Origin of the sequence: Paenibacillus sp. FJAT-27812 (assembly GCF_001273905.1) — a bacterium.
Classification (GTDB): domain Bacteria; phylum Bacillota; class Bacilli; order Paenibacillales; family Paenibacillaceae; genus Pristimantibacillus.
In genome coordinates this window covers 5,624,663-5,649,638 of record NZ_LIGH01000001.1, presented here as the reverse complement: position 1 = coordinate 5,649,638, position 24,976 = coordinate 5,624,663, and the positions used below count along the sequence as shown (strand labels likewise).

19 protein-coding genes are annotated in these 24,976 nt (G+C 45.4%); 1 reads left to right on the top strand and 18 read right to left on the bottom strand.

What is annotated here, in order from left to right; all coding sequences use genetic code 11:
• Positions 1-163: 163 nt before the first annotated feature.
• The 8 genes from ADU23_RS23955 to ADU23_RS23920 form a co-directional block, all read right to left on the bottom strand.
• Positions 164-634, bottom strand: coding sequence for a hypothetical protein (locus ADU23_RS23955; RefSeq protein WP_053376047.1), 471 nt, complete (start codon positions 632-634; stop codon positions 164-166).
• A gap of 211 nt (positions 635-845) precedes the next feature.
• Positions 846-1,706: an enoyl-CoA hydratase/isomerase family protein gene (locus ADU23_RS23950; protein WP_197286106.1), complete on the bottom strand. Its 861-nt coding sequence runs from the start codon at positions 1,704-1,706 to the stop codon at positions 846-848.
• Positions 1,707-1,721: 15 nt separating this feature from the next.
• Positions 1,722-3,068: an MFS transporter gene (locus ADU23_RS23945; protein ID WP_053376045.1), complete on the bottom strand. Its 1,347-nt coding sequence runs from the start codon at positions 3,066-3,068 to the stop codon at positions 1,722-1,724.
• A gap of 56 nt (positions 3,069-3,124) precedes the next feature.
• A complete protein-coding gene (locus ADU23_RS23940; RefSeq protein ID WP_053376044.1) occupies positions 3,125-3,739 on the bottom strand; it encodes an isochorismatase family cysteine hydrolase in 615 nt (204 codons plus the stop codon).
• Positions 3,740-3,890: 151 nt separating this feature from the next.
• Complete coding sequence (locus ADU23_RS23935) at positions 3,891-4,850, bottom strand: aldo/keto reductase (protein WP_053376043.1); 960 nt, start codon at positions 4,848-4,850, stop codon at positions 3,891-3,893.
• Between the two features lie 92 nt (positions 4,851-4,942).
• Positions 4,943-5,557, bottom strand: a complete 615-nt coding sequence (locus tag ADU23_RS23930) for an isochorismatase family cysteine hydrolase (protein WP_141680201.1) — start codon at positions 5,555-5,557, stop codon at positions 4,943-4,945.
• Positions 5,558-5,698: 141 nt separating this feature from the next.
• Positions 5,699-6,271, bottom strand: a complete 573-nt coding sequence (locus ADU23_RS23925; protein ID WP_053376041.1) for a TetR/AcrR family transcriptional regulator — start codon at positions 6,269-6,271, stop codon at positions 5,699-5,701.
• A 229-nt stretch (positions 6,272-6,500) separates the two neighbouring features.
• Positions 6,501-6,845, bottom strand: coding sequence for a winged helix-turn-helix transcriptional regulator (locus ADU23_RS23920; RefSeq protein WP_053376040.1), 345 nt, complete (start codon positions 6,843-6,845; stop codon positions 6,501-6,503).
• 145 nt (positions 6,846-6,990) lie between these two features.
• Between ADU23_RS23920 and ADU23_RS23915 the strand changes: the two genes are divergently transcribed.
• Positions 6,991-7,344 carry a DoxX family protein gene (locus ADU23_RS23915; protein ID WP_053376039.1) on the top strand — a complete coding sequence of 118 codons (354 nt, stop codon included), beginning with the start codon at positions 6,991-6,993 and terminating at the stop codon, positions 7,342-7,344.
• Between the two features lie 171 nt (positions 7,345-7,515).
• On the opposite strand, the gene ADU23_RS23910 is transcribed toward ADU23_RS23915, so the two are convergent.
• The 10 genes from ADU23_RS23910 to ADU23_RS23865 form a co-directional block, all read right to left on the bottom strand.
• On the bottom strand, positions 7,516-8,727 hold the full coding sequence (locus tag ADU23_RS23910; RefSeq protein WP_053376038.1) for an MFS transporter: 1,212 nt from the start codon (positions 8,725-8,727) through the stop codon (positions 7,516-7,518).
• Positions 8,728-8,741: 14 nt separating this feature from the next.
• Positions 8,742-9,869 carry a Gfo/Idh/MocA family protein gene (locus tag ADU23_RS23905; RefSeq protein ID WP_053376037.1) on the bottom strand — a complete coding sequence of 376 codons (1,128 nt, stop codon included), beginning with the start codon at positions 9,867-9,869 and terminating at the stop codon, positions 8,742-8,744.
• A gap of 39 nt (positions 9,870-9,908) precedes the next feature.
• Entirely contained in the window at positions 9,909-10,736 is an 828-nt protein-coding gene (locus ADU23_RS23900; RefSeq protein WP_053376036.1) for a sugar phosphate isomerase/epimerase family protein, read from the bottom strand.
• A gap of 13 nt (positions 10,737-10,749) precedes the next feature.
• A complete protein-coding gene (locus tag ADU23_RS23895; protein WP_053376035.1) occupies positions 10,750-12,270 on the bottom strand; it encodes an ABC transporter substrate-binding protein in 1,521 nt (506 codons plus the stop codon).
• A 54-nt stretch (positions 12,271-12,324) separates the two neighbouring features.
• A complete protein-coding gene (locus ADU23_RS23890) occupies positions 12,325-13,206 on the bottom strand; it encodes a carbohydrate ABC transporter permease (protein ID WP_053376034.1) in 882 nt (293 codons plus the stop codon).
• A 20-nt stretch (positions 13,207-13,226) separates the two neighbouring features.
• Positions 13,227-14,159: an ABC transporter permease gene (locus tag ADU23_RS23885; protein WP_053376033.1), complete on the bottom strand. Its 933-nt coding sequence runs from the start codon at positions 14,157-14,159 to the stop codon at positions 13,227-13,229.
• Positions 14,160-14,235: 76 nt separating this feature from the next.
• A complete protein-coding gene (locus tag ADU23_RS23880; protein ID WP_053376032.1) occupies positions 14,236-15,867 on the bottom strand; it encodes a response regulator transcription factor in 1,632 nt (543 codons plus the stop codon).
• An 11-nt stretch (positions 15,868-15,878) separates the two neighbouring features.
• Entirely contained in the window at positions 15,879-17,573 is a 1,695-nt protein-coding gene (locus ADU23_RS23875) for a sensor histidine kinase (protein WP_053376031.1), read from the bottom strand.
• A 313-nt stretch (positions 17,574-17,886) separates the two neighbouring features.
• On the bottom strand, positions 17,887-23,493 hold the full coding sequence (locus ADU23_RS23870; RefSeq protein ID WP_053376030.1) for a golvesin C-terminal-like domain-containing protein: 5,607 nt from the start codon (positions 23,491-23,493) through the stop codon (positions 17,887-17,889).
• Between the two features lie 270 nt (positions 23,494-23,763).
• Entirely contained in the window at positions 23,764-24,972 is a 1,209-nt protein-coding gene (locus ADU23_RS23865; protein ID WP_053376029.1) for an SGNH/GDSL hydrolase family protein, read from the bottom strand.
• Between the last annotated feature and the right edge of the window lie 4 nt (positions 24,973-24,976).

Below are 24,976 nucleotides of genomic sequence, written 5' to 3'. Positions count from 1 at the left end.
GAAGCTTAGTGCAGGTATATAAAAAGCGAATAAAGAAGATCGCCCTTCACTAGGCCTAACCAGATGAGGACGATGGCTGTATGATGGATCTAAACTTAATCCGTCTGCAAATAATCCTGATAAGCATGTTTATCAAGTGCGGTTTGTGAACTATGGGATGCAATTACCCTCGCGCCGCACGTGCTATGCTTTCCGCAAAAAGTGGCGTTTCGCGTCCGTTGTGATCCTCTACGACTCTTTGCCGATCCTTCGCGACCTGTTCAAACGTTAGTCCCTGACTCTCGATGATTTTCAAAAAATTGTCGGTAGGATGTGATCGAACAGAATTAGTGAATTCTGTCTGATTATCGTTGACAGGTTTTACACTAAGCTCCCATATGACTTGCATTTGAGTTCTTCCGTTTGTAAGAAAGATGTCAGATGTAGAGACCATCCGGCAAAAATCTTTATTGACGACTTCTCCCACATAATGCTGTACTGCGAGACTCGTGCCGATTGTCTCTACGTTGATAGACATTGGACGACCGTCTTCCGTTTTGGTAGTTCCTACAGCAATATGATCAGGGGGACAGCATCGTTGATATTCAGCATCGGAAAGTGAAAAAATCCACTTCCCAATATCGACTTTCTCCATGGCGTATCACGGACATTGAAAAGCCTCCCTCTCTAACTTTTAAGTCTTCGTTATTATGAGGTTACTTAGGCAGGTTTATTCAAGAAAAAATGACAAGTAGCGACCGCATTTCTCAACGTTTTATCATAGATATGCACAAATACAGAAGCTGAGCGCGAAGCAAAAAGCATCGCACTCGTTATTCCATACCAATCGTTATTGGAGTGTGCTATTATTCCAGATTTGCTATGTGTTGCCCTAAGTGAAGCTCGAAATCACCTGATTTGCCAAGACCACGCGCAAAAGCAGTCGACACCTTTTTCTGCGTGTTTGCTGACATCGCTCCTGTAATAAAAACTGTTCGAGATTCCAGTATTTCTTCAGCTTCAGGAACTCCGGTCCGATTAAGAAGTTTCTTCGCATCATTTAGCGTCTGTTTATCAAATGACGATATTCTGCGAGCTAGGTTTTCCACAAAACCGTCTAATTCTGCATCGGGTATAGCTCTGTTAATCCATCCATAACGTTCTGCTGTTGCGGCATCGAAATCATCGGCGCCAAGTACAATTTCAAGTGCCCGAGCACGCCCTACCAAAAGAGCCAAAGCCTCGTTGGCACCTCCCCCGGGTACAACGCCGATACCAACTTCAGGTTGTCCAAAGATTGCCTTTTCCTTGCTTGCAAACCTCATATCGCAGGCCAACGCAAACTCACTACCAACCCCCCGCGCTCGACCTCGAATTTCTGCAATGGTAACAACCGAGGTTCTATACAGTCGCGCGACGAAATCAATCCAGGCCGGAAGCTCGATTTCCTTTGGTGTTTGTTGTTTTTCACCGGCTCTCGCCATATCGTAGTGCGCAATGAAATATTCAGGATCGGCGCTATCGAAAACAATGACTTTCAAATCATTGTCTGTCTCGATTTGATCCATGAGTGTTAATAGTTCGAAAATGGTATCAGGATTGAGAAGATTGATAGGCGGATTATGAAAAGTAATTCGCCAATAAGCAGGTGTTTTTCGATTGACAGTAAATTGTTTGTACGTGTTTTGCATATTCACTTCTCCATCTATTAATAATTTTGTATTCAAGCTCTCTTTCTCGATTTACGTGCTTCTTGCCTCATTGTCTGGCAAGGAATTCGATTGGTGATTCGACAGCAAGTACCGAAACAGTACAAGTAACGAGCAAACACCTACTGCTATCAAGACGGCATATACAAATTCATATGCATGGACAAGTGAAGATTTTTTTTGATAGTCGAGCAGCATGCCGCAAAATGCAACGGAAAACGAACCGCCGAAGAACTGAGTAAGTTGCATAAATCCCATACCGGAACCAATCAAGTTGGATGGCAAAATGCGAGATGTTTCATTGTTTAATGATGATAAGGATGCAGAAGCTGCAGGCGAAAAGAATAGGTACCCGAACAAGAGTACGGCCGGCGATGCGTCGAGAATCGACCAAAATACAATCAAAACCAAGGTTAAAATAACATGTCCTATAATGAGAACCCGAATATTACCGTATCTATCTATCAAGCGCCCGACATAGCGCGTTAAAAAGGCGGATAAAACAGCACCAGGCGCAATCATAAGGCCGATCATCAGCGGCGAATCTCTGAATAGATTCGCAAGTACCAGCGGCATGATAAACAAGTTCCCGAGATTAATCATCAAGATACTGAAGCCGACGAAAAGGAGTTTCCGATACATCGGTTCTGCAAAGAGTTTCGGGTTGATAAAAGATTCATTTTTTCGGCGTAGGTGCCAGATATGAACAGCGATCGATATGATTCCGACTGCCAGCCAGAAAAATGATCGCTGCGTGACGGCAGTCAGAATGGCTACAGAGTTGACAACGGTCAGTACGGCACCCAGCATATCAAACCGGAATGGCTTTGGCTGCTCTTTGGGGAGCAGCCGCAGTAAAACAGGAAGAAGTAAAAGCACAAGGCTCGTGAAGCCGAATAGCCCGTTCCAGCCGATAAATTCGGTAATCAGACCTCCGACGATCGGACCTAGACCGAATGCCATGGCAGCACCCGCCGAAATCATAGATATCGCTCGGCCTCGTCTCTCATAAGGTATATACCGGCTGGCGATAACAAGACCGAGTCCCGCCGTCACGCCTGCGCCGGCAGACTGTGCAATTCGAGCGAACAATAGCGCTTGAAAACTCGTAGCAAAGATGCCAAAGACAGATGCGAGACCCAATATTACTAGTCCAAGCATCAACAGTCTTCGGATCGGCAGTACGTCGGAAAGCCTACTGTAAATCATGGTCGATAAGGCGTACCCAATCGAGTAACTTGAAATAATCCATGAACCAAGTGACGCCGAAACGTCAATATCCCGAATAATGCTCGGAATTGAGACATTAAACATCGTCGTGTTCATTAGTACAATGAACAGTCCGAAGGTCCATACCGGCATTACAACTTTGTCATTCATGTCGAAACACTTCCTTATCTATTCCTACACATTGGTTTGTGAATAAAAGCCAGTTTTTATAGTTTGGCAAGAAGTTCTTCTGTTGTGAGTATTGCATGGGCAAATGTAGGGCCGTTAATTTCATGTGCCGCATGCAACGCCTCTTTTGTAAAAGCCGATGTCGCGTCTTTGACGAGCGTAACATTGTAGCCGAGCTCCATGCCGAATCTCGCGGTCGCTTCGATGCACGTATTGGCTAACATGCCGACAACGATAATTTTTTGCAGGCCATGCATCTTCAACTGATGATCCAGATCCGTATTCGCGAATCCACTGCTGCCCCAATGTTCTTTAATAATCACATCGCCTTGTTGAGGCTGGAAGTCAGGATGGAATTCCCCGCCCCATGAATCTTTGGCAAAGACCTGACCTTGTTTTGCTTTAAGTTGATAAGGCGTCGGATGCAGCCAAGAATCAAAATCATTTGGCTCAGATCTGTGATGAGGCACATAAAAAACACGAATACCAGCTTTACGAGCAGCTTCAACGGTCTCTTTTAAATGTTTGATCATGTTTACGGATTCCGATACTTCTTTCGTACGAGGATAAAGCTTGCCTTCCTCTGACAAAAAATCATTATACGGATCAACTAATAGAAGTCCTGTCGTTGTTTTATCGTACACTTTTGTCATGAGTATACCCTCCTTATATAGTTAACAATAGTATTTAATTCTTAATGTTTTTCTGAAATTATTTGCTCTGATGCCTTACTTCACATTTCAATAGTGACCTATTCCTTTCATCTACACATGCCCAATCAGCAGTACGCGATCTTCGGCCAATTCACATCATGTTATTTTCCCATGCTCCCCGGATTTCCACATCGGTAGACTTCGCGGCTTGCTCCAGTTCTTCGATTTCCTTAGTTGTCAACTTGACGTTAATGGCAGAAACAGCGCTGGCGATATGCGATGGTTTCGTCACGCCAATAATCGGAACCGTTCCTTTGGCCATAGCCCAGGCAATTGCGATTTCAGCAGGGTTGACATGATACCGTAAGCCGATGTTTCTCATCAGTTCTATCAGATCTTCAAGTTTGACAAGCACATCTTTATGGAAGGCGTCTCCTCTTCGGGTTCCCGCTTTAAAAGGATTCTGAGCATGATACTTACCAGTTAAAGCACCTTGCTCCAATACCATATAGGAGAAAAAAATCAAATCATTGGCGTTGCAATTTTCAATTATGCCTGCTTCCTCGGAGGAACGGTAAAGCAGACTGTAATGATTTTGAACGGCTGAGAGACGGAGTCCTTCTTGAGCCAAAATGTTAGCCGCGAGCTTAATCTCCTCCAAATTATGATTGGATACGCCTGCGTATTTGACTTTTCCGCTTTTCATCAACGGGATCAATTTGGAAGTCCAGCGCTGAACGTCTTTCGGATTGTGAATCCAATATATATCGACGTGATCCGTTTCAAGCCGCTTCAAGCTTCCGGCGAGGACATCTTCAACAGCATCGTCTGACTGATCGCTTTGGGGCGTGAATTTTGTTGAGATCAGGACCTCATCTCTCTCATGAATGAACTTTCCTAGGATTGCTTCCGAAGCGCCCATTCCATAAACCGCGGCTGTGTCCCAAAGATTCAATCCTGCATTCAATGCCGCATCAAATATGGGTTTGAGGTCCTCAGACAACAGGTCATTCCCAAAAACTGCGTCCCCACCATTAGCACCGGTTCCCCAAGACCAAGTACCAAGGGCAACAGCCGGAATATGGATGTCTTTTAGCTGAACGGTTTTCATTTCATATCTCTCCTTTTAAGATAAGATCAAAATGTGCACGGACGACGATCATCCGCCACATTAAGGCGCGAACAACAGTTTTCTCTAGCTTCTTATAACATTGCAAGAAGTTCTTCTGTTGTTAGAAGAGCATGAGCAAAAGTAGGGCCATTAATTTCATGCGCCGCATGCATAGCTTCTTTGCTAAAAGCAGCTGTTGCATCTTTAACAAGGGTAACGTGATAACCAAGTTCCATTCCGAAGCGTGCTGTCGCTTCAATGCATGTATTGGCTAACATGCCGATAACAATTATCTTTTGTACGCCATGCATTTTAAGCTGATGGTCCAAATCAGTGTTAGCGAACCCGCTGCTAGACCAGTGCTCTTTAATAACCACATCTTCCTTCTGAGGTTGAAAATCTGGATGGAATTCCCCGCCCCATGAACCTTTAGCAAACACCTGCCTTTGTTTAGTAAGAAGTTGATACGGAGTTGGGTGCAACCAATTTTCGAAATCATCCGGTTCAGATCTGTGATGAGGAACAAAAAAGACTTGAATACCGGCTTTCCGTACAGCGCCAACAATTTCTTTTAAATGTTCGAGCAAATTCACGGAATCAGCTACTTCTTTAGCACGAGAGAAACTCTTGCCTTCCGGTGATAAGAAGTCATTATAAGGGTCAACCAAAAGAAGCCCTGTTGTTGTTTGATTGTATACTTTTGACACGGGTATGCACTCCCTTCAAATCTCCCAATTTAATTTGATTAATTGATAATAACCTAAGTGTTTTTGCTTATATTGTGTGCAAATTGACCAGTAACATTCATTTTTAATTAACTACTCGTTTCAAACATCGTTAAAATACCCTCAATTTATTACAGACATATTCACTTCAATAATTTGAAGTAATTTCTCCCTGTCCCTTATCGTTTTAACCATAACGCGTAGTCCAATCAAAGCATTGTTTAAGTATTGAGAAAGCCATTCTGCGTTGAGTACTTTGGAAATTTCGCCCGATTGTTGCCCTTCTATAATAAGGTCACGCATTAACTGTTCCGTATAGTGCCAGAACTGATGGACGCAATCTCTTGCCTCTGAATCATGTTTTGCCAACTCAATCGCGGTATTCACAATGAAGCATCCCAAAGGAGACTCCTCTCCTGGATATATAGCCCTTTCAAACAACATTCGGATTGCTTCTTTGGCAGAAAGGCCAACCATACGAAGCTTATACGATTGTTCTAAACTTGCACTGTAGTGTTTTAATGCTTTGATATATAAAGATCTCTTATCGCCAAAGGTATCATACATGCTCCCTTTATGAATCCCCATATGTGACACTAGCTCCTGCATAGATGTCTTCTCATATCCTTGGTCCCAGAATAAACGCATGCCTTTAAGCAAAACGGCATTTTCATCAAACTCCTTTGTTCTGACCACTCGTATCCCTCCTTTCAAAGAGCACATTTCATTTCTAGAATGATCGGCCGCAACCATTTTTGAACGATCATTCTTAAACTTGTATAGCAAATTTATCACATTAAGAACGGTCGGTCAAGAATAAATTTGAACGATCGTTCTTAAATGAATGTTCCAATGTAATTGGGACACCTCATTTAACGCCTAGCATGCTTATATAACCTCTGCTCGCCATAGTTTCTCACCCAAATTAATTCTCTGAACGATCTGCCCCATATAATTTGTTCATATGCTCGCTATGGTTCTCTCCCCAATCGTTCATTGCCTGTAGCACAGTGCTTAAGCCTCTGCCGTAGTCTGAAATGGAGTATTCCACTTTCGGTGGAATTTGGCTATATACCTTGCGATAAACGATGTCGTTATACTCAAGTTCTCTTAATTGTTGAGTGAGCATCTTTTTATTTATGTCCGGTATTGCTCTTTGTAGCTCACTGAATCTCATTATGCCATTCGAAATAAGTTGAAGCAGAATGACAGGCTTCCATTTCCCAACCAATATATCCAATGTCGATTCAAACTTACAATACGATTTCATTGAACCCTCCCATTTCCCTTTGCTTTGTTTAGGTAACTTTTTGTTAACTAGGTTTAATTAAAGTGCCTACTTCATTAAACCTATTACTAAGGTCTATTATACCTATATCAAGTAGCAAATAAGTAGTCAGGAGGTGGCATCATTAATGAATATCGCGTTATGGATCGTTCAAGGTCTCGTAGCACTGGGGTTAGTTTACTCAGGATGGTTGAAGGCATTTCAGCATGAAAAAGCCAAAGCATCTTGGGGATGGGTAAAGGACGTTTCAAAAGAGTTCGTGATCTTTATTGGATTAGTAGAATTGTTGGGGGCACTTGGAATCATTCTGCCTCAAGCGACAAATGTCTTGCCTGTTTTGACCCCAATTGCCGCAATAGGACTTGCCTCAGTCGTTCTCTTCGGCGCCCTCTTTCATGTTAAGCGTAAGGAGTATCGAAAAATCAGCGTGAACTTCGTCTTCTTCGCGTTCGCTGTATTTGTTGCGATCAGTCGTTTTTAGGCCCACGTTGTACAAATTTTTATCGCTTGGTTAGCAAATAAAAGGCTGCACTTTGCTGGTTCAGGAGAATGTGTGTCCCAAGGTTCACCGAGAAACGCAAAAACCCGTAGGAGAGCCACTCGTCAAGGCGTGCAATTCTACGGGTCCACGTTCTCTTTCTCCAAAACTCTCCTATATCGTTTTTTGTGCGCTCTGTGTGCCGGCATGGCTGCTAAGCGTCCGGAACGATAGCCGCAATAAGAAGAAACCGACAAACCCGCAAAGCGTGATGCCAAAACAAATCCGGTACAATACGGACGCTCCGAGATTCTCGAACATCCAACCGCCGAGTACCCCTGCGACGATCCCGGATATGCCTCCCCACGTCAGCCCATAGATGGCTTGCCCGCTAGAGCGGTATTCGCCGGGTACAAGGTGCGAAGTAAGCTGCGTCCCAATATAGTAATAGCCACCGAATGTAATGGAATGCAGCAATTGGATGAATATAACTTGGATAGCCGAGCTCGCGACGGACATCAATAACCAGCGAACCGAGAAGAGTAGACAGATCACAGTCAGCCAGCCCAGCATTGTGCGAGAATTTTTTTTCAAATACCGATCCAGCAATAAAAATACGGGAACTTCCAGAATTGCCGTAGCAAAGGCAGACCAACCGACAACCGTATTCGATCCTCCCAAACCCTTAATGTAAATACCGAGAAAGGTCATATTAATCGAGTTCGGGATCGATATGAGCACGCCCAAACAGACGAAGATCAGAAAATATTTATTTTGAAACACCTTTAAGTAGCCTTTGTTCGTAAACTTCTCTTTCTGCGCCCTTTCGTTGCCGCTTGGCATCAGGATAGTAAAGAAAATGGCGAATAATAGCATCAAATCGAATATGATCCAGAGCTTGCTGATTCCTAGCCAGCCAATGATTGGACCCGCTATGACCGCAATAAGCGCCCATCCCAGCGAACCCCACGCGCGGAACTCCCCGAACTTACGGTTGGTCCCCTCAATCACGTTAAGGATCAAGCTGTTGCTTTGCGTGAACAGCGGGCTTTGAAACGCGAAATAACACAGCATAAGACTATAAATCAACGTATAGGACTTCGTCATAAACACAAATTGCATGCAAGTGAAATTGCCGATCAGGCAAATAATTAGAATGCGCTTGTTGTTGCGAAGTCGATCTGCCCAGTACGCCCAGAATGGATTAGCCACCAGCCCTATGAGCGGACCCCCGGCTACCAGTAGCCCGATCTGCACATTGGAAAACCCGATATCCTTCAGATATAGCGCGAAGAACGTGCTATAAATAGCAAGGGCCCCATAGAGCACAAAGTTGAAAACCTTCAGCATTCCAAGCATATTCCGGCTAATCTTATGATCCGACATGATCCCTTCATCCCTTACAATTCGACATTGGTTGACGCTGAATACGCAATGATCTCTTCGACTGTCACTTCATGTCCCAGTTGGTCGGATAGGTACACGCCTTCACTGATCAGCATGGTCTGCAAAGCAATCTCCGCAGTCGGCAAGAGAGGCACTCTTCCCTGCAGGGCCGCAATCCAATGTTGCTGCGAGGAGTTGTAGGCATCATAGTCCGCCTTGAGCCTGCCCCAACGAAGCTCCATGTCGTCCAGGTTCACAGAGCTGTCCAGATCCATGTCCGCCACGGTGGTATGGAAGCTGAGGGCGCTCGTCTGGGAGATGGAAGAATACGAAGGGAGCCGAATCCCGCCTTTGCTGCCCATAAGACTGGAGCCTTCGAAGCCTCCCATATGGACCGACCATGCCTCTATGAGATCAAGCGTCACTCCGCCGTCGAATCGGACAAACCCAAGCCCTAGCTCTTCGACGTCGAACTGTGATTCCATCCTTCTCGCTTCATCCATATCCATCTCTTGATAGACTTTGCCGGATACGCTCTTCACCTTCGGGAGATCCAGAAGATATAACATCTGGGCAATGTGGTAAACGCCCATATCGAGCAAGGCGCCCCCTGCGGCGGTTTCCTTCCGGTTGAAGAACTTGGTACCGTAGCCATCCACGAACGGACGTCCCCTGCGGCGGAAACCCGTCGATCTGGCATGATACAGCTTTCCTAAGCTTCCTTCGTCGATTAACGCTTTAGCCGCTTTCGTCTCTTTCTTATACAGCGTATTCAGTTGGACATGAAGCATCATATTGCAAGCCTTGGCCGTCTCCAGCATAGTATTCCCATCATAATAAGTCCCTGCGATCGGCTTCTCGCAATATACATGCTTGCCTGCTTGGAGGGCTTCATTGGTGACCGGGGCATGGAAGTTGTTATGCAGGCAGACATCGATCGCATCAATGTCGTCCCGTTTAAGCATCTCCCGAAAGTCCGTGTATACCTCCTTGATTTGAAATTGATCGGCTGCTTTTCGAGCCGCCTGCTCATTAATATCACATAACGCGATAACCTCTGCATCCTCGATCGCAGCATAGTTTTTCAAATGCGTAATACCGATCAATCCTACACCGACAATACCAATTCGAATTTTACTCATATGGATTCGCTCCTTCGACTAGCAGATATTTTTGACGAATTATTTTCTCCCGTTAGTTACCTTCGACAATATTTTTTTCATTGAGCCAACCGCCCACTCGACCTCTACATATTGATTGCTTGGCGCATTATGCTCAATTGCCCAATAGTCATTAAATCCGCTGTCATGCAGCATTTTTGCAATTTGGATAGCATGATCTTCTTCAGCCAGCGTCTTGCCTCCAAAATGGACGTGGCATGCCCATGGCGCAATAATCGAATCTCCAAGCTCAGGATCGACCTTCCAGCGATCTACGTGCAGCAGAATGCCGAAGTTAGGATGGTCAACTGCCTCAGCGATCTGTTTCAGAAAATGAGGATTAAGCGATGGTCCCATATGGTTCTCTGGACCAACCTTGCTGCCGAAGTCAGCCGCAATCCGGCTATATTCTTGATATCTTTGTGCAATATGCTCAAATTGCTCTTGACTCATCTTGAAGAAATCGCCGTTCGGATCGTTCGAATACGAGCCGCCTGTATCGATTCGCACCGTTTGGGCACCTAGTATTTCTGCTGCGCGCAAATGCTTTAACGCATTTTGGTATTGCAGCTCACGCATATCTTTGTCCAGGTCCCATAATGAAGCGGTATCAATTGCAAAGTTAATGACTGTCATTTCTTTCTCATCCAAGGCTTCGCGAATTTTGCGAAGATAATCATCATCTGCCAGTTCCCACACCGGCTTGCTTTTGTCCACAAAGAAACCGTTATATAGATCAACCGTATTCAGCCCGTAACGATATTTTACCGATTCCAAATAGCCGAAAATGTCCATTTTCCCTTCTACGAATGTGTTTTGAAACGAATAGCCTCCAATAGATATCTTCATTCTTTTCATCTCCTTATTTATTGTTTTTTTCTGCCCATTCATTCAATTGCTTTTGCTTCTCTGCAATAACCTTATCAATGCCTGCTGCACGAAGCGCGGCGTTGAACTTAGGTAGATTGACTTCCGGATCAAGAGCTCCATTCTCTAGGCCGCTTTGGAATTGGCGAACAACGTTTGTGATCGCTGCCAATTCAGTTTTTACCGGCGATGGGTTGTAGGAGAAGCCCAAGGCTGCAGACTTTGTGGACTCTCGATTATATTGATCCATTTCTTCCCATAGATTAGGATTATCGGTTACCCAAGTATGAGATAAGAGCTGGTTACCATACATCCATCCTTGCCGCATGTTGAACCCGCTGTTTGTCGCGTCGACGCCAGGTGGGAAATCAATTGATTTCTCGCCAACCTTCACATAGTGCTTGCCCTCAATCCCCCAGTCAAGCAGGTTGATTAAATCTCGATCCGAATTCAGCAGGTTCAAAAACATCATGGCCCGCTCTGGATTTTTGGAATTGGTAGGAATTCCGAGCATAATAGCTGTAATATTTGTTGTACTTGTCATCTGCTTGCCTAGATTGATCAGCTCAAGCTTCGTATTTACACGTTGCTCCGTCTGCGCAAGCGCACCCGGCTTGCCTTTTTGAATGACTCCAAAACCAATATTCGCCTTTATTAAATCGACTGCTGTTTCTTTGCTCGTCGCCGCATCCTTGCTAATGTAACCTGCCTCATACCAGCGTCTAACGGTTTTTATCAGCTTTTCGTACTCTGGCGTCTCAAATAAATTGACAACCTTAAGACCGTCTATTTTTTCCAACACGCCAATGTAGTCCCCAAGTACGTCCCAGTTCGTTTCCAGCACACGATTAATAATAGGAGCGGCGGCGCCTGGCTTGCCAAGCGGTGTAATCGTAGGTTCATTCTTTTTAATGGTTTCAAGAAACGGATCCAAATCGTCCAGCGTCTTTATCGTGCTTGCATCAAGATTATATTTATCCAGCAGATCCTTGCGCATCATAACGTTGGCATTGGCTGCAAAGTCTCTAATGCTTGGAATGGCAAAGATTTGGCCGTCAACCTTTGTCGCTTCCAATATTTCTGGCTGCAAGACTTTAAGGATGTCTTGACCATGGGACTTAAGCAGCTCGTCAAGCGGCAGCAATTGTTTTTGCGCTACCTGTCTTGAAAATGCCGTGTTTCCCGTCACGATTAAATCGACTTGTTCATTTCCCGTGAGCATAAGAATGGTTTGCTGATCCCATGCTGCCGGTTCAATTCTTTCCAGCTTTACTGTCGCATTGATTTTTTCGAGCGTAATTTTGCTCATCTCTTGCTCTACTAATTCCAAATCCTTCTGAGCCGGTCCATAGAATACTAGCTTGACCTCATAAGGCGCCAGCTTCCCTTCACCGCTGTCAGTCGCTTCCTCTTCTCCGACGACTGGAGCGGCTGGGTTCGATTCTTTGCCGCAGCCTGCCAGCAGTGTGGTCAACATTGTCATGATCAATAACAGGATGCTTACTCTATTACGCATACAAGACCCTCCCATTTTAAAAATATGCTAGCAGTTTTAGAACTGAGGATAGCTTTACCCTTTGACTGCACCAACGGTAAGTCCTTTTGCAAAATACTTTTGAAAGAATGGGTAGGTCACTAGGATCGGGATAACGCCGATTGCGGCTATCGCCATATTCAAGCCATTGTTGGGAATGCCTTCTGCTGGCCCCAAATCATCAACAAAATGAATGTTGCTGGCCAAGTATTGCGCATTCAATAGAATCGTATTGAGCAATACTTGTATGCTATAGAGCTTGCTGTCCGTAATGTAAATGAGACCGTTAAACCAGTCATTCCAGTAATGTATTAATTGGAATAAACCGACAGCACCCAATACCGGGGTAGACAACGGCAGAACGATTCGAGCGAAGATTTTCATTTCGCTTGCACCATCCATATAAGCTGACTCGATAACCTCGCTCGGAATATTCATTGTAAAGAAAGTGCGAATCAAAATCACAAAGAATGCGCTTACAAGCAATCCGGGAATAAGCAGTGCAAATAGCGAATTTTTAATCTGGAATATATTCGTATACATGAGGTAGGTAGGAACAAGTCCTCCATTAAACAGCATGGTAAAAAAGATAAAGAAAGAAATCGTGTTCCGCAGCGGCATATCCCTTCTAGAGATCGGATAAGCGAGTAACGTCATTATGATCAAGCTTACAACCGTCCCAATGACGGTAACGACAATCGATATGCCATATGCCCGAATCAGCATAGTCGGTTCCTTGAACAAATACTTGTAGCTCTCCAGACTGAATTCTGCCGGGAACAACGAGTAGCCGTTCTGGATAATCGAATTCTCGCTCGACATAGATGATGCAACAAGCAGAATGAAAGGGATAAGGCAAAGAGAAGAGATTACGATAAAGACACTGTTAATCATCCACTGTTCCGTTTTACTTGTCATCCTTTCATCTCACTCCTTTTTTAGAACAGTGAATTGTTCGGGTTAATCTTCTTAACTACATAGTTAGAAATGAGAATGATGATAAATCCAACAATGGATTGATATAGCCCTGCCGCTGATGACATGCCGATGTCTCCGTTTTTGAGCAGTGCCCGGTAGACATAGGTGTCGATAACATTGGTTGTTGGCATTAGGACACCTGAATCAAGCGGAACCTGATAGAACAGACCAAAGTCAGAATAAAAAATACGTCCAATTTGAAGTAATGTCATAATTATGATAACTGGAGTAATAAGCGGGATTGTAATTTTTAAAATTTGCTGCAGCTTATTGGCGCCATCGAGCGTCGCTGCCTCATAGTACTCCTGGTCAATACCGACTACAGCCGCGAAGTAAACGATGCTCAAGTATCCTGCTGTACTCCATATTTTGACGAAGGTTAAAATGTAGGGCCAATACTTTGGATCGTTGTACCACATAATTCCGTCCTGTCCCAACAGCGGAAGGAACGTATTGTTAATGAGTCCCGTTTCCATACTGAGAAACGAATATACGAGATAACCAATAATAACCGATGACATTAAATACGGAAGCAAGATGACACTTTGATAAAACCGGGGTAAGAAACGATTTTTCAATTCATTCAATAAAACTGCCAATGCTACAGCAACAACAAGATTAAGGACAATAAACACCATGTTGTACAAAATTGTGTTTCTCGTAATAATGTAAGCGTCTTCTGTTTTGAACAAATACTCAAAGTTTTTGAGCCCAACCCAATCGCTTTCCATAATGCCCTTAGCGAAGTTAACATCCTTGAAGGCGATAATTACTCCGAGCATTGGGGCGTAATTATTAATAAGCAAATAGACGACACCCGGGATCAGCATAAGATAAAGCATTTTGTATTTCTTCATTTTCTTCGTGTTCATGCCGCTTAACCATGATGTCATTGTAGCCCTCCTTCCCGCAATGTAATGGTGGTTCCTTGATTACATTGTAGCTTGGAGCGCTTCTGTCGAACCACTACTAAACTGACCTGTTATTGATACAATTCTGACCTTTTGATTTGCGATACTGATTCGGATTCATATGTACCCCAAGCTTAAACACCTTTGAGAAGTAAGAAAAATTCGAATAGCCTACACATAATGCGATATCGCTTACGGACATATCGGTTGTAACAAGCAGCTCCTTGGCCATCGCAATCTTCTCTTCAACTATATATTCCACAATAGATTTGCCTGTCTCTTTTTTGAACCGTCTGGACAAATAGTCTGGATGCAAATTGACATGTCTGGCAATATCCTCTCTTGAAATAGCCTGATCAAGATGCTGCTTGATAAAGGTTCTAATTCTATCCATTACCGTGCGAGTATCCTCAGATAGATAACAGTAATTGATCGTCTGCTCCAGCGCATGCTTCACCCAGGCCTGCAGATCAGTCACAGAACGTACAGCCTGCGACAGTTGCTCCGTAGCCATCGCTTCTCCCAGTACCTGATAGGCTTGCCATTCTTTGAATTGCATAAAGTAATAAAGCATCTGCAGGAAATTCTGTAAAAATTGCTGCAGAACCTCCGCTTTCAATCCCCCGACTTCCTTAAACGAATTCAAATAGCGTTCTGATTCGGAGAGAATAGCGTCATACGCGCCCTGCTCCAGCATCTTTAACCAGACGTTCATTTGGATGACATCGATCGATTCCGAGCTCTTCATATCCTCGCTCAAGAAAAAAACGTGATTACTCCGATTCAGGTTACTGTCCTTCAAGCGAATAAGACTGTCATATCGGGTCGCCATCTCATGTACCAATCCTTGATCGCCCACATAACACGAAATATCGCAGCGGAAATACCGGTTGCACGACTCAATGTAGACTTTGCAAATCTGTCTCATATCCTCAATGTGACGATCTCTCCCGGCGACTGCGGGTAGGATCGCCACAAACACGTCGCTGCTTATGCGTACCAACTGACTATGTTCATCGCCGTGCAGGATCAAATGGTCCGCTGCATTTCGAAGTGCATACTCCATAAGCTTCTTGTCCCGGGAATTCAACTTCTCCGCCCAGCGCTGAACAAAGATCATGATCGGCAAGAAAGATTCCGTTTCCTTGATCGGAAGGTTCCTGCTCTGCAGAACATCCCGTATCCGTTCCGGATTCGATGACACTCGCTGGTCCATCACATCCTGCCAGAACCGCTCCATTAAGATGGGCCGGTTCGTATGCCATAACATGGCGTAATATTGGCTCGCTTCCTTGCTTATGTGCTCTGCCCTTTTTACATTAATCTTCTCTACCCCTCTTTGGACGACAGATCGCAGCTCATGGAACTTAACGGGCTTGAGCATATAATCAAGGCTTCCCAGTTGGAGAGCTTCCTTCGCATAGGTAAAGTTGGAATGGCAGGTCAAAAATATAGATTCCGTTAACGAATGCCGCTCCCTTACCCATGACAACAATTCAATCCCGCTTCCCTGGGGCATCTCAATATCGCAAATCATGATGTCGATCGGATGCTCGCCAAATATCCCCATCGCTTGCTTAATATTATGGGCCACATGGATATGGGAGATCGACAGCTCCGCCCAATCCACACCAGCTTGAACGGCTCTCACCGCATGGATTTCGTCGTCAACGATCAGTAATTGATACATGATATTCCTCCTCAGGCGTTATCTTCAAGCATGAACGGCAGCTGAATTTCTACCCTCGCTCCCCCGTCTGGATGATTGGATATGATCAATCGAGCTCGTCCTTGGTAGATCAACCGTAATCGTCGCCTCGTATTCCATATGCCAATATGCCCTTTGTCTTCATGGGCAGTGTCGATCTCCGATTGCCATTCGCTTAACGCTTCTTTTGAGAATCCTCTCCCCGTGTCCCGGATCACGATGCATAGATGTGGCTCCCGATCCACGCAAAGCTCTATATCCACGGTCAACCGGATAGATTCATCCATCGTAATGGCATGTTTAATCGTGTTCTCTACGAATGTTTGGATGACCAATGGAGGAATTAATGCTTTTGAATGCGATTCGTCACCGTTAATCTGATAAGTAAACCCTTCTTGGAACCTCATCGACTGGATCTGCAAATAATTGCGGGTATGAGCGATTTCGTCTTCCAGAGTAACGAACTTCAAGTTGTTCTGGAACATGAATCTCATATAATTGATTAAGTACTCCGACATTTCCTGGATCATTTGATAGTTTCGGAATTGAGCAAAGTTGTAGATCGTATTCAGCGCATTCAAAAAAAAGTGCGGATTGATTTGCAGCTGCAAATGTTTAAGCTCCGCTTTCTGGATAAGCAGCTGCTCTTCATAGACGGCGATTTTTAAGGCTTTGATCTGCGACACCATGCTGTTGAACACCTCATTCATCAGTTCAAACTCAAAGGATACGGGATGCCGTTCGACCCGATGATCCAGATTGCCGTCGCGAACTCGCCTCATAACTGTCACGATACGGTTGATCGGAAGCAAGATGATATGCCGCAAGAAAATATAAAAAATCGGTAAAATGATTAGGGCTCCCAAAATCACCAGGTACCAAATGCGCTGAAGAAACGGGAGATGCTCCAAGATGGCGCTGTATGGGATCAAGATCAACAGGGAGAAATGACCTTGCTCGGATTGCGTACTGACTTTTAAATAGTCATCGTCGTTATCCACGAAAGCATTGTCGTTCATCGGTTCGAGGTTTTCCGTGACAAGCAGCGATTTCCCTTCCGGTCCCATATCCAGCAAGCTGAGCGGTTTCATCAGCTTCGATGCCTTCMCCCATCCGCCGATATACACCTTCCCGATTTTTTGTATTTTAACGATGTAATAGTCTTCATTCATTTTGTAGGGAAACCATTTTTCGAAATCCTGCTTTTGGAAACCTTCCCTCTCGCGAAGCATCTGAATCATCCCTGCCCGGATCGTTTTCAGTTGATCTATCGTCTCTTCGGACGGCTGATTCGTGATGAGCTCTTCATTGACAGATGAATAGACGAATAGATAATCGATCTCTTTGTAATTATTAATATCCCGTTCCAAACTATTGAATAGATTGATCTTCGCCAAAAAATATTCATCGCTGTTCACTTCTTCCGGTGTATCCAGCTTAATTAAATCGCTTTCAAAAGCGACCATTTTTCGTAAATACTTATCGACCTCCTCCATATTCCGGTCCATTTGATCCATGTATAAGGCTGCCAAATGCCGATTGGAGTTGGCCACTTGCTCGCGAACGACTTTCATCGCGTAATAGTTATCAAAAATAAGCAGAAGCTGTAAAGGAATGACGAATACGAGAAAGCCTACAATCAGTTTGAACCGAATCGACTTGTTCGATAGTCTATGCATGAATGTCATTTCCCATTGACCTCCTTAAGGTGATGTGCCTAAATCCCAGAATTCGGGTGCTGGGCCTTCCTTAACATCGGATATCTCTTGTTGAGCCAACACGCGAGGTGCATTTTTGCTTCCGCTCGTGGAAATAATGAAGAAAAATCCATATAAATAGCTACTTATCAATACTGTTATATTTTAACATGAGGTCGTTATACTATAATACGTTCATGAACAAAAATCCCGCTACCAAACCTCAAGGGATTTTGCATCGTTCAACCTAAATTTCAAGAAAAAAGAGCCGAATGGATATTTCTCATCCATTCAGCTCTTAGGGTTATATTACAATAATTTGTATAACATCACTTACCGTTGTTCCACTTCCATTCATAAACTCGCCGCGATATTGATAAATGCCAGGAGCTTTCCCCGAAATTTGTGTAATAGCCGATTGAGCACGTGGTGTTTGTGAAGATAAAGGCCGCGTTTCAATAAGTTCGCCATTTTCATATAATCGATACTGCGCTGCGTTCGTGCCCCACCACATATTAGCGGTAATGGTATAGTTCCCATCTTGATCCCAGTTGTCGCTGGTCAACACAGGTTTGCCGGGATTTGCATCAGACACGGTGACGGTGTGTGGGTCACATGAAGTCGTTCCATACAAATTCGATAACTCACATGTATACACAAAGGTTCCATTCGGCTTACCTTGAATAGAATTAATGGAAGTCTGGGATGCTGGCGAAACATCGGTCAGTGACTTCGTTTGGATCAATTGGCCATTCTCATACAGCTTATACAAGGAGCCATTGTTTCCCCACCACATATTCATCGTAACCTCATAATTGCCGTCATGTAAGCCTGTCGCAACACCGCTATTATTCGAAAGCGTCGGTTTACCTGGCGCCCCATTTGCAAGCAGCGCCGGACTAACGGAATGCCGCTCGAACTTGACTGCATCAGCCCTCGTATAAATCATATCGGCAGGAAGGGTTGGCGGATCTACAGTTGTTGGTGTCTCCCTGGTTAAACGAACATACTCGCTGCCGTCTCCTGCAAAGTCGAACGTTCCAAGATTCACCCAACCCGATGTGCCGGCTGTCGCATCGATGTATGTGCTCTCGGTAACCGACTGATGCTTCACTTCTACTTTGACATGATTATCGTTTGCCGTTGTATGGACGAGCTTGTAGATGGAGACCGTATATCTTCCCTCCGGAAACTTCGCCTTCCACGTCGCCGAAGAGCCTTGAACGGTTGAGTAACGGGACTTAACACCAATTTTGTACCCGGCTAAATTGCTTTGGCTCCAAGACCCTTCCGTCGTGTATAACCCGGTCGTATTCGTGCTGTCGACGATTACCGTCAGGTCCCTGATCGTTATTGTCAAATGCGGTGTCGTTAAGGTCACCCCGTCTATCGTCACAGTGGCCCATACCGCAATGCGATCCGTTTCCCCATCGAGACTTAGAAGGGTCAACAATCCGCTGCTGTCCACTTCAGCCAGGTCGGTTCGATCAACGAAATAGTGTACATTTGCCTGTGTGAGATCGCCAATCAGACCGTTATCCAAATAGCCGGTTACGCTCAGTTGTGCGGTTTGGGTCATCTGCAGTTCGGCCCGATCCGACAGGATCACCGCAGACTCCAATTGCGGCATCTTGTTCGGGTCCATCCACATCATCGCATCGGCAACGACTCGTGACTTATTGGCCTTATTGGTTAATTCCACGTACCCGCTATCGCCTGCTGCAAAAGGATAATTACCCAAATGCACCCAAGTCCCATTGGCCGTAGTCTCATCAACGGTAACCGTCTCGGAGCCCCCGCTGTAATAAACGGTAAATGAGGCATTCGTTGCCCAATTTTCACTGGTAGCTGTTATTTGCGGAAGCTTGTAATACACACTGTAAGTAACACTTTCCGGCAGCTCAGGCCGCCATACCATTCTGCTTGTCGCTGTGCCGGCAGTCGATTTGGCATACACATAGTTATCATAGTAGTAGTCGTTAGCCGTTGTATCCCTTATCCAGACGCCTTCTGTCTCCGTCTCCGTGTTATCCACAATGATAGATGAACCATGCTGCCAATCCGGTTGGACTGGCGTTGCCGTTACATGAGCAGGCAGATAGAGTGTCCGCTTGCGAGTCTGTTTCCCGTCCGATTCCACATAATAAGTGAAGGTTTGGGATAAATCGTTTACCCGTATCGACCATTCCATCGGATATATCGTATCCGGAATGGTCGTATACGTAGCCCCGCCATCCAAGGAATAATGGATCGTCGCTGGTTTCGTCGTTTTTGCCTGCACATAAGCATCGTAGGCCGTTTCATCAGGCTTGACGATCAGCATGCCTTTAACCGCATCTATTGGACTGTGGATATCGAAGAAATAGCTTGCATCCGAAGTATCAGCAGTTCTGACCTGGTGCAGCGGCACATCAATGTTGAGTCCTTCTACAATGATAGCGGTTATTCCCTTGCTTGAAACCGTGGCTTGAATGACTCCGCCCCTTATAACCGCTTGTTCGGGTGTGCCATTGTCGTTGATGATGGTTACGGTATAATCTTGTGCCGGGTTGAACCCAATGATTTGTTCATTCAATTCGATCGCAGTCTGAACTTCAGCTGACGATTCGTTGCTTAACCCGATGTAGAATTTATTCCCGCTCTCTCCCGTTATCCAGTTCAATTGAGGATGGTTGGTCTGAATAATCCCCTTGGGCATCCAGAGCCAAACGTCGGAATTACCGTAAAAATTTCCTGGTTTATTCCCATAGAGATGATATTTGAACCATAAAAAATTAGTTTCAAATACGGAAGGAAATGTAATACTCCCATTCGATTTCAACGATTGTTCGCTGATCAGATAATCCATCGTTTGCCCGAGCTGCGCCGGTATATGGTGATAATAGATAGATGTAGCCCCGCTTGGACCTTCCAGAGGAAAATCCGGCTCAAGCTGACTAACGGCGAAGCCCTTATAGTAATAACCAGGATAGCTGGAATATCGTCCGATGACCGCATTATGTGCGATATCCTGCAGCAGTTTATCACCTGTATAGAGCGACAACCTCAGCATGAAAGGAGCCTCCTGAGCATTCATCCGATAATAGCCGGTTGTACTTCCCGCCTCAAACGTCAATCCGCTCTGTGAAATAAGCCAACTGTCCGCTTGTACGCCTCCGGCTACATCTTCTGGGAGCTTGCTCCTAGGATATTCGTATTTACCGCTTTCCGGCCAGTGGAACGACTCCGCGTAATTATATGTCTCAGGCTGCGGAATCGTAACGGTGCCTTCAGGAACAGGACGAGCAATGAACATAGTGGCGTACTGTTTGGCTTCCTTGTACGCGGCATTTAAGTATTTGGGATCCTTCGTTTCCTCGTAAAGCTCCAAGATCTCCATCCACAGCTTGCTATAATAATAAATAAACTCATTCTTGCTCACATTCACGGTTGCAGGCGTATCGATATGTTGAATGATATAGCTGTCGGCTGCAGCCTTGGCAGCTTGTAAATACTGCGCGTCACCCGTCATACGATACATCATAAGGGGCTGAATGACAGGCCCCCGATCTTTCTGGTCAGGATCACGCACAAGGTACTCTTCCTGCGCCAGCGCCTCAATTCCTGCCGAAGTACCCATCATTTGATTGACAGCGGATACGCTTGAAACATCGAACGGCAGGGTTGCCATTTTCCATAGCGAAGGCACGCCGTAAACTTTCTTCTGCGTCGGCGACCAACCGATACCATTTCGAGATACACCATACTGGATGGACGGCAGCGCTCTCGTATCGTAAAGCTGCTCATCCCCGGTCAAATAGTAAGCCCCCAGAAGAACCGCATTCGATGTTGTCCGAACGCTATCCTCGTTCTCGATATCAATAAAGCCCTTGGCGCGGCTCCACCACCCGCTAGGTGACGGGACATAATCAACAGAGTCGTCACCTTGCGGCTCTATCTTAAGGAGATCAATCATATTGAACATCGCGTCAGTAAGCGACTGATCGGCGACATTTTTTCGGTATGCCGAATAACCGTATTCGCTGCGAAGAATATCCTCGTAGACCTCATATAGACTGCTGTTATCCGCGATTAGCCCCATATGAAATTGATAGGTGCTTTCTGCGGTCATTTGCGAGTAAGTTCCTAGCTGAGGAGCATAAAGGATCGGCTGCACGCTGCCTTCGTTGTTGACAAGACTCATCCCAAGACGTTGTTTCGTAACGCCTCCTGTCGGTTCAAATTCAACCGGAAGCTCTTCTGACGGAACAAATATGCCATACGACAATGTGTTTCCCGCGCCGTCATTCTTCTCAACCAGACTCATCGGAGCGCTCAGCTCTCTCAAGCTTGTTGATTCCACTGTGCCTACCATTTTTGCGTGCGACCTGAAACCATTTAACACTTCATTAACGCCAGAGATTAGCTCTGTTGTGAAAGACTGATATCCAATCACATAATTGCCATCCCGGCGAGGTGTAAAGGCGAAGGAAACATCTGGTTTGTCCCCTGCCATGGACCAGTTCACTTGTAAATCGTAGTCGCTTCCATGCAAAGAATCGGTTAATACCGCCGTGTGGCTGTCGGGAAAATGGATCTCGTCAAATGTAATCCAGCGTTTGTTCATCGTATCATAATAATTGGTTCGACTCCCCGCATTCCCATCCAATAAGACCCATTGCTCCTCAAGTCTTTCCGCCGCATTATTTATTGGCACCCAGTTCCCCGTCTCCGTGTCCTTGTAGAACAAATCACGAACGATGGATTTGCCTCCATCCCATGCTGCTTCATAGAAGGTCGCCTTATAGTTAGCGTTTTCGATGCTGCCTTTTTCCGTGTAGCTGAGATTCGTCAATGTGCGGCTGCGCAGCGGAGGCAACGGTGGCGCTTGCTGCCGGATATTTCCTTCGAACTTGACCGCATCGGCCCGAGTAATGATGGTGCCGGTCGTAGGTTGCGTTCGAGTCAGCCTGACAAATTCGGTATCAGCGCCACTGAAATAATACTCCCCCAAATCCACCCATCCGACAGATGGTCCTGACGATGGCCTCAGATCCATAAACATGACATCCGTAATGCCGTTGTGAACAATCTCAATCTTTACATTACTATCTGCTTTATCCGCCCAATCAAGCTTATAGAACGATATTCTCGCCGTTCCTGCTTCCAAGCGTGGATTCCATGTGATGCTTCTTCCTACAGCATCCGTATATGCGGAACTGGAATTATTGTATCCCTTCACTCCCGCGCTTGTGGTCCAATAAGGAGCGGAGTACCCGTTATTCGCGTTACCTGTATCAACGGTGACGAGACTATCAACCGTGATGCTTCCATCATCAATGATGATCGTCTTATGCGGCTCCTTCTGCTGAATGTTCCCTTCAAACTTGACCGCATCAGCACGCGTAAGTATCGCGCTCGTGGTGCTGGTAGACCGAGTCAATTTAACGAACTCTTCACCAACCCCGGAAAAATAGTACTCTCCCAAATCAACCCATCCCGCAGGAGCGCCAAAAGAAGGTCTAAAATCCATAAAGAGAACATCCGTCGTGCCATTGTGAACAATTTCTATTTTTACATTGCTATCCGCCTTATCCTCCCAGTTCAGCTTGTATAACGATATTCTCGCCGTTCCCGCTTCCAATCGTGGATTCCATGATATCGTTCTGCCTGCTGTACTCGTATATTTGGAGCTGGAGTTATCATATCCCTTTACCCCTGTACTTGTGGTCCAATTCGGAGCCGAATAACCGTTGTTCTCGTTACCTGCATCAGGTGTCACAACATCATTGATCGTGATGCTCCCGTCATCGATGATAATCGTCTTATACGGCAAGGTCTCCGCATTTGCGGTCCTTATTCCGACTAGGCTGAAAGGAACTAATATCGTCAGAATGAAAACGATTAAGAAAAACAGCTTCCTTTTTATCATACAACTCACAGCCTCCCTTAGATTGATAACGCTTTCAAAACAATGATGCCCTCCTTTGTTCGAAGATCGTAAAGAAGCAATTAGCCTTATCCTTCTGGCAAAATCCCGCTCTGTGATTTTTATGATAGCATGTCACATAACCGTGAAATTTCTTTAATTTCAACAATTTCTTATAAGATCTTAAGTAAAAAAAACCTACAGCCTAACTGACCGCTCAACCGCAGTCAGATAGGATGTAGGTCTTCCAAGTGGACAAAGCTAAATGATCAATTAAAGTGGCGGCTGCACCAATAACAGCTTCCCAAGCTGGATCACCGTTTGATCGTACCAGTCCGGATTCTGCCGAACATGCTCTCTGCTTCGTTCATTGCCGCATGCCTCAAAAAATGCCGCTTTGTCTGTCTTCTCGGTATCGATTTCGAAGCGAACCGTATGTTTCCCATTCGGAAGCTCCGGCAAGAATACATACTGATTTCGATTATGATCGTTGTGTGGTGTGAACCGATCGACTAGAAATGGTTCCCCGCCATCCACCGACACCTTCAATCTGCCAGAATCAGGCCCCCCGATATCGAATAACCCGATATGGGTACCCTCGAACTGCACCGTGATAGCCTCTCCAGGCTCGATTGCTCGCCATAGGCCGGGGAACAACCAATTGTACTCGCGCGCTAAAGCAAAATCATCGGGAGTCAAGTAAGACCATCCTGCCGAAAAATGAGTAAGACTATCCAGCGACAGCATGGTCGCATACTCCCAAGGATTGGACGGGACCAAAGGGTCCTGAGGCAAGTTATGTTCGACCCTTCCCACGCGACCTCGAAGTTCGCTAATTCTCTCAAATGACCGGATGATCGTATCCGTGTAAATCTGGTGTCCTTCGGGAATAGTCGGATGGATCGAATCATGTGTAAAAATAACGGCACCGGGAATGGACATATCTTCCCTTGAGGTGAAAATAAGCTTTTCCTCGGACACCAATTGACTGACGGCTACGCCCAGATGAATCGAAGGAATGCCGTAATAATCGGCAACTTCCTCTTGCATGAGAGCTCCCTTCTGGTATTCCCCAGACTGAAATAGGACCACATCCCGCTCCTTCAGCGTATAAACGAACAGGATATCGGTAAACCGGCTCCGCTTGCGGATCTGACGGACAATTCCTTCGATCCGTGCCTTTGATTCGGGAACTCCGCCATCGTTACCAACAAATTCAACAAAAACTAGATCAGGCTGATGACGCAGTACATCTGTCTCCAAACGGGCGCAGCCGAGGTCCGATCCTGTCCCGGAAATGCCTGCATTCACAGAGCGGATATCCGCATTCGGATAATGCCCTCTAAGCCAATCCGCCGTCATGACCCTGTATCCTTCTGAACGCGTATTACTGCCGCCGAAATAGACGATTGTTACTGTTTCCCCATTTTCCAACTTCTGAATGACATTTGGGAGCCCTCTTCGAGGGAAAAATTCCTGCATCGCG

What these genes read in the sequence shown, in the direction of transcription:
- ADU23_RS23955 (WP_053376047.1), bottom strand. Translation starts at nt 634, where the DNA reads ATGGAGAAAGTCGATATTGGGAAGTGGATTTTTTCACTTTCCGATGCT.
- ADU23_RS23945 (WP_053376045.1), bottom strand. Translation starts at nt 3,068, where the DNA reads ATGAATGACAAAGTTGTAATGCCGGTATGGACCTTCGGACTGTTCATT.
- ADU23_RS23940 (WP_053376044.1), bottom strand. Translation starts at nt 3,739, where the DNA reads ATGACAAAAGTGTACGATAAAACAACGACAGGACTTCTATTAGTTGAT.
- ADU23_RS23935 (WP_053376043.1), bottom strand. Translation starts at nt 4,850, where the DNA reads ATGAAAACCGTTCAGCTAAAAGACATCCATATTCCGGCTGTTGCCCTT.
- ADU23_RS23920 (WP_053376040.1), bottom strand. Translation starts at nt 6,845, where the DNA reads ATGAAATCGTATTGTAAGTTTGAATCGACATTGGATATATTGGTTGGG.
- ADU23_RS23915 (WP_053376039.1), top strand. Translation starts at nt 6,991, where the DNA reads ATGAATATCGCGTTATGGATCGTTCAAGGTCTCGTAGCACTGGGGTTA.
- ADU23_RS23910 (WP_053376038.1), bottom strand. Translation starts at nt 8,727, where the DNA reads ATGTCGGATCATAAGATTAGCCGGAATATGCTTGGAATGCTGAAGGTT.
- ADU23_RS23905 (WP_053376037.1), bottom strand. Translation starts at nt 9,869, where the DNA reads ATGAGTAAAATTCGAATTGGTATTGTCGGTGTAGGATTGATCGGTATT.
- ADU23_RS23900 (WP_053376036.1), bottom strand. Translation starts at nt 10,736, where the DNA reads ATGAAGATATCTATTGGAGGCTATTCGTTTCAAAACACATTCGTAGAA.
- ADU23_RS23895 (WP_053376035.1), bottom strand. Translation starts at nt 12,270, where the DNA reads ATGCGTAATAGAGTAAGCATCCTGTTATTGATCATGACAATGTTGACC.
- ADU23_RS23890 (WP_053376034.1), bottom strand. Translation starts at nt 13,206, where the DNA reads ATGACAAGTAAAACGGAACAGTGGATGATTAACAGTGTCTTTATCGTA.
- ADU23_RS23885 (WP_053376033.1), bottom strand. Translation starts at nt 14,159, where the DNA reads ATGACATCATGGTTAAGCGGCATGAACACGAAGAAAATGAAGAAATAC.
- ADU23_RS23880 (WP_053376032.1), bottom strand. Translation starts at nt 15,867, where the DNA reads ATGTATCAATTACTGATCGTTGACGACGAAATCCATGCGGTGAGAGCC.
- ADU23_RS23870 (WP_053376030.1), bottom strand. Translation starts at nt 23,493, where the DNA reads ATGATAAAAAGGAAGCTGTTTTTCTTAATCGTTTTCATTCTGACGATA.
- ADU23_RS23865 (WP_053376029.1), bottom strand. Translation starts at nt 24,972, where the DNA reads ATGCAGGAATTTTTCCCTCGAAGAGGGCTCCCAAATGTCATTCAGAAG.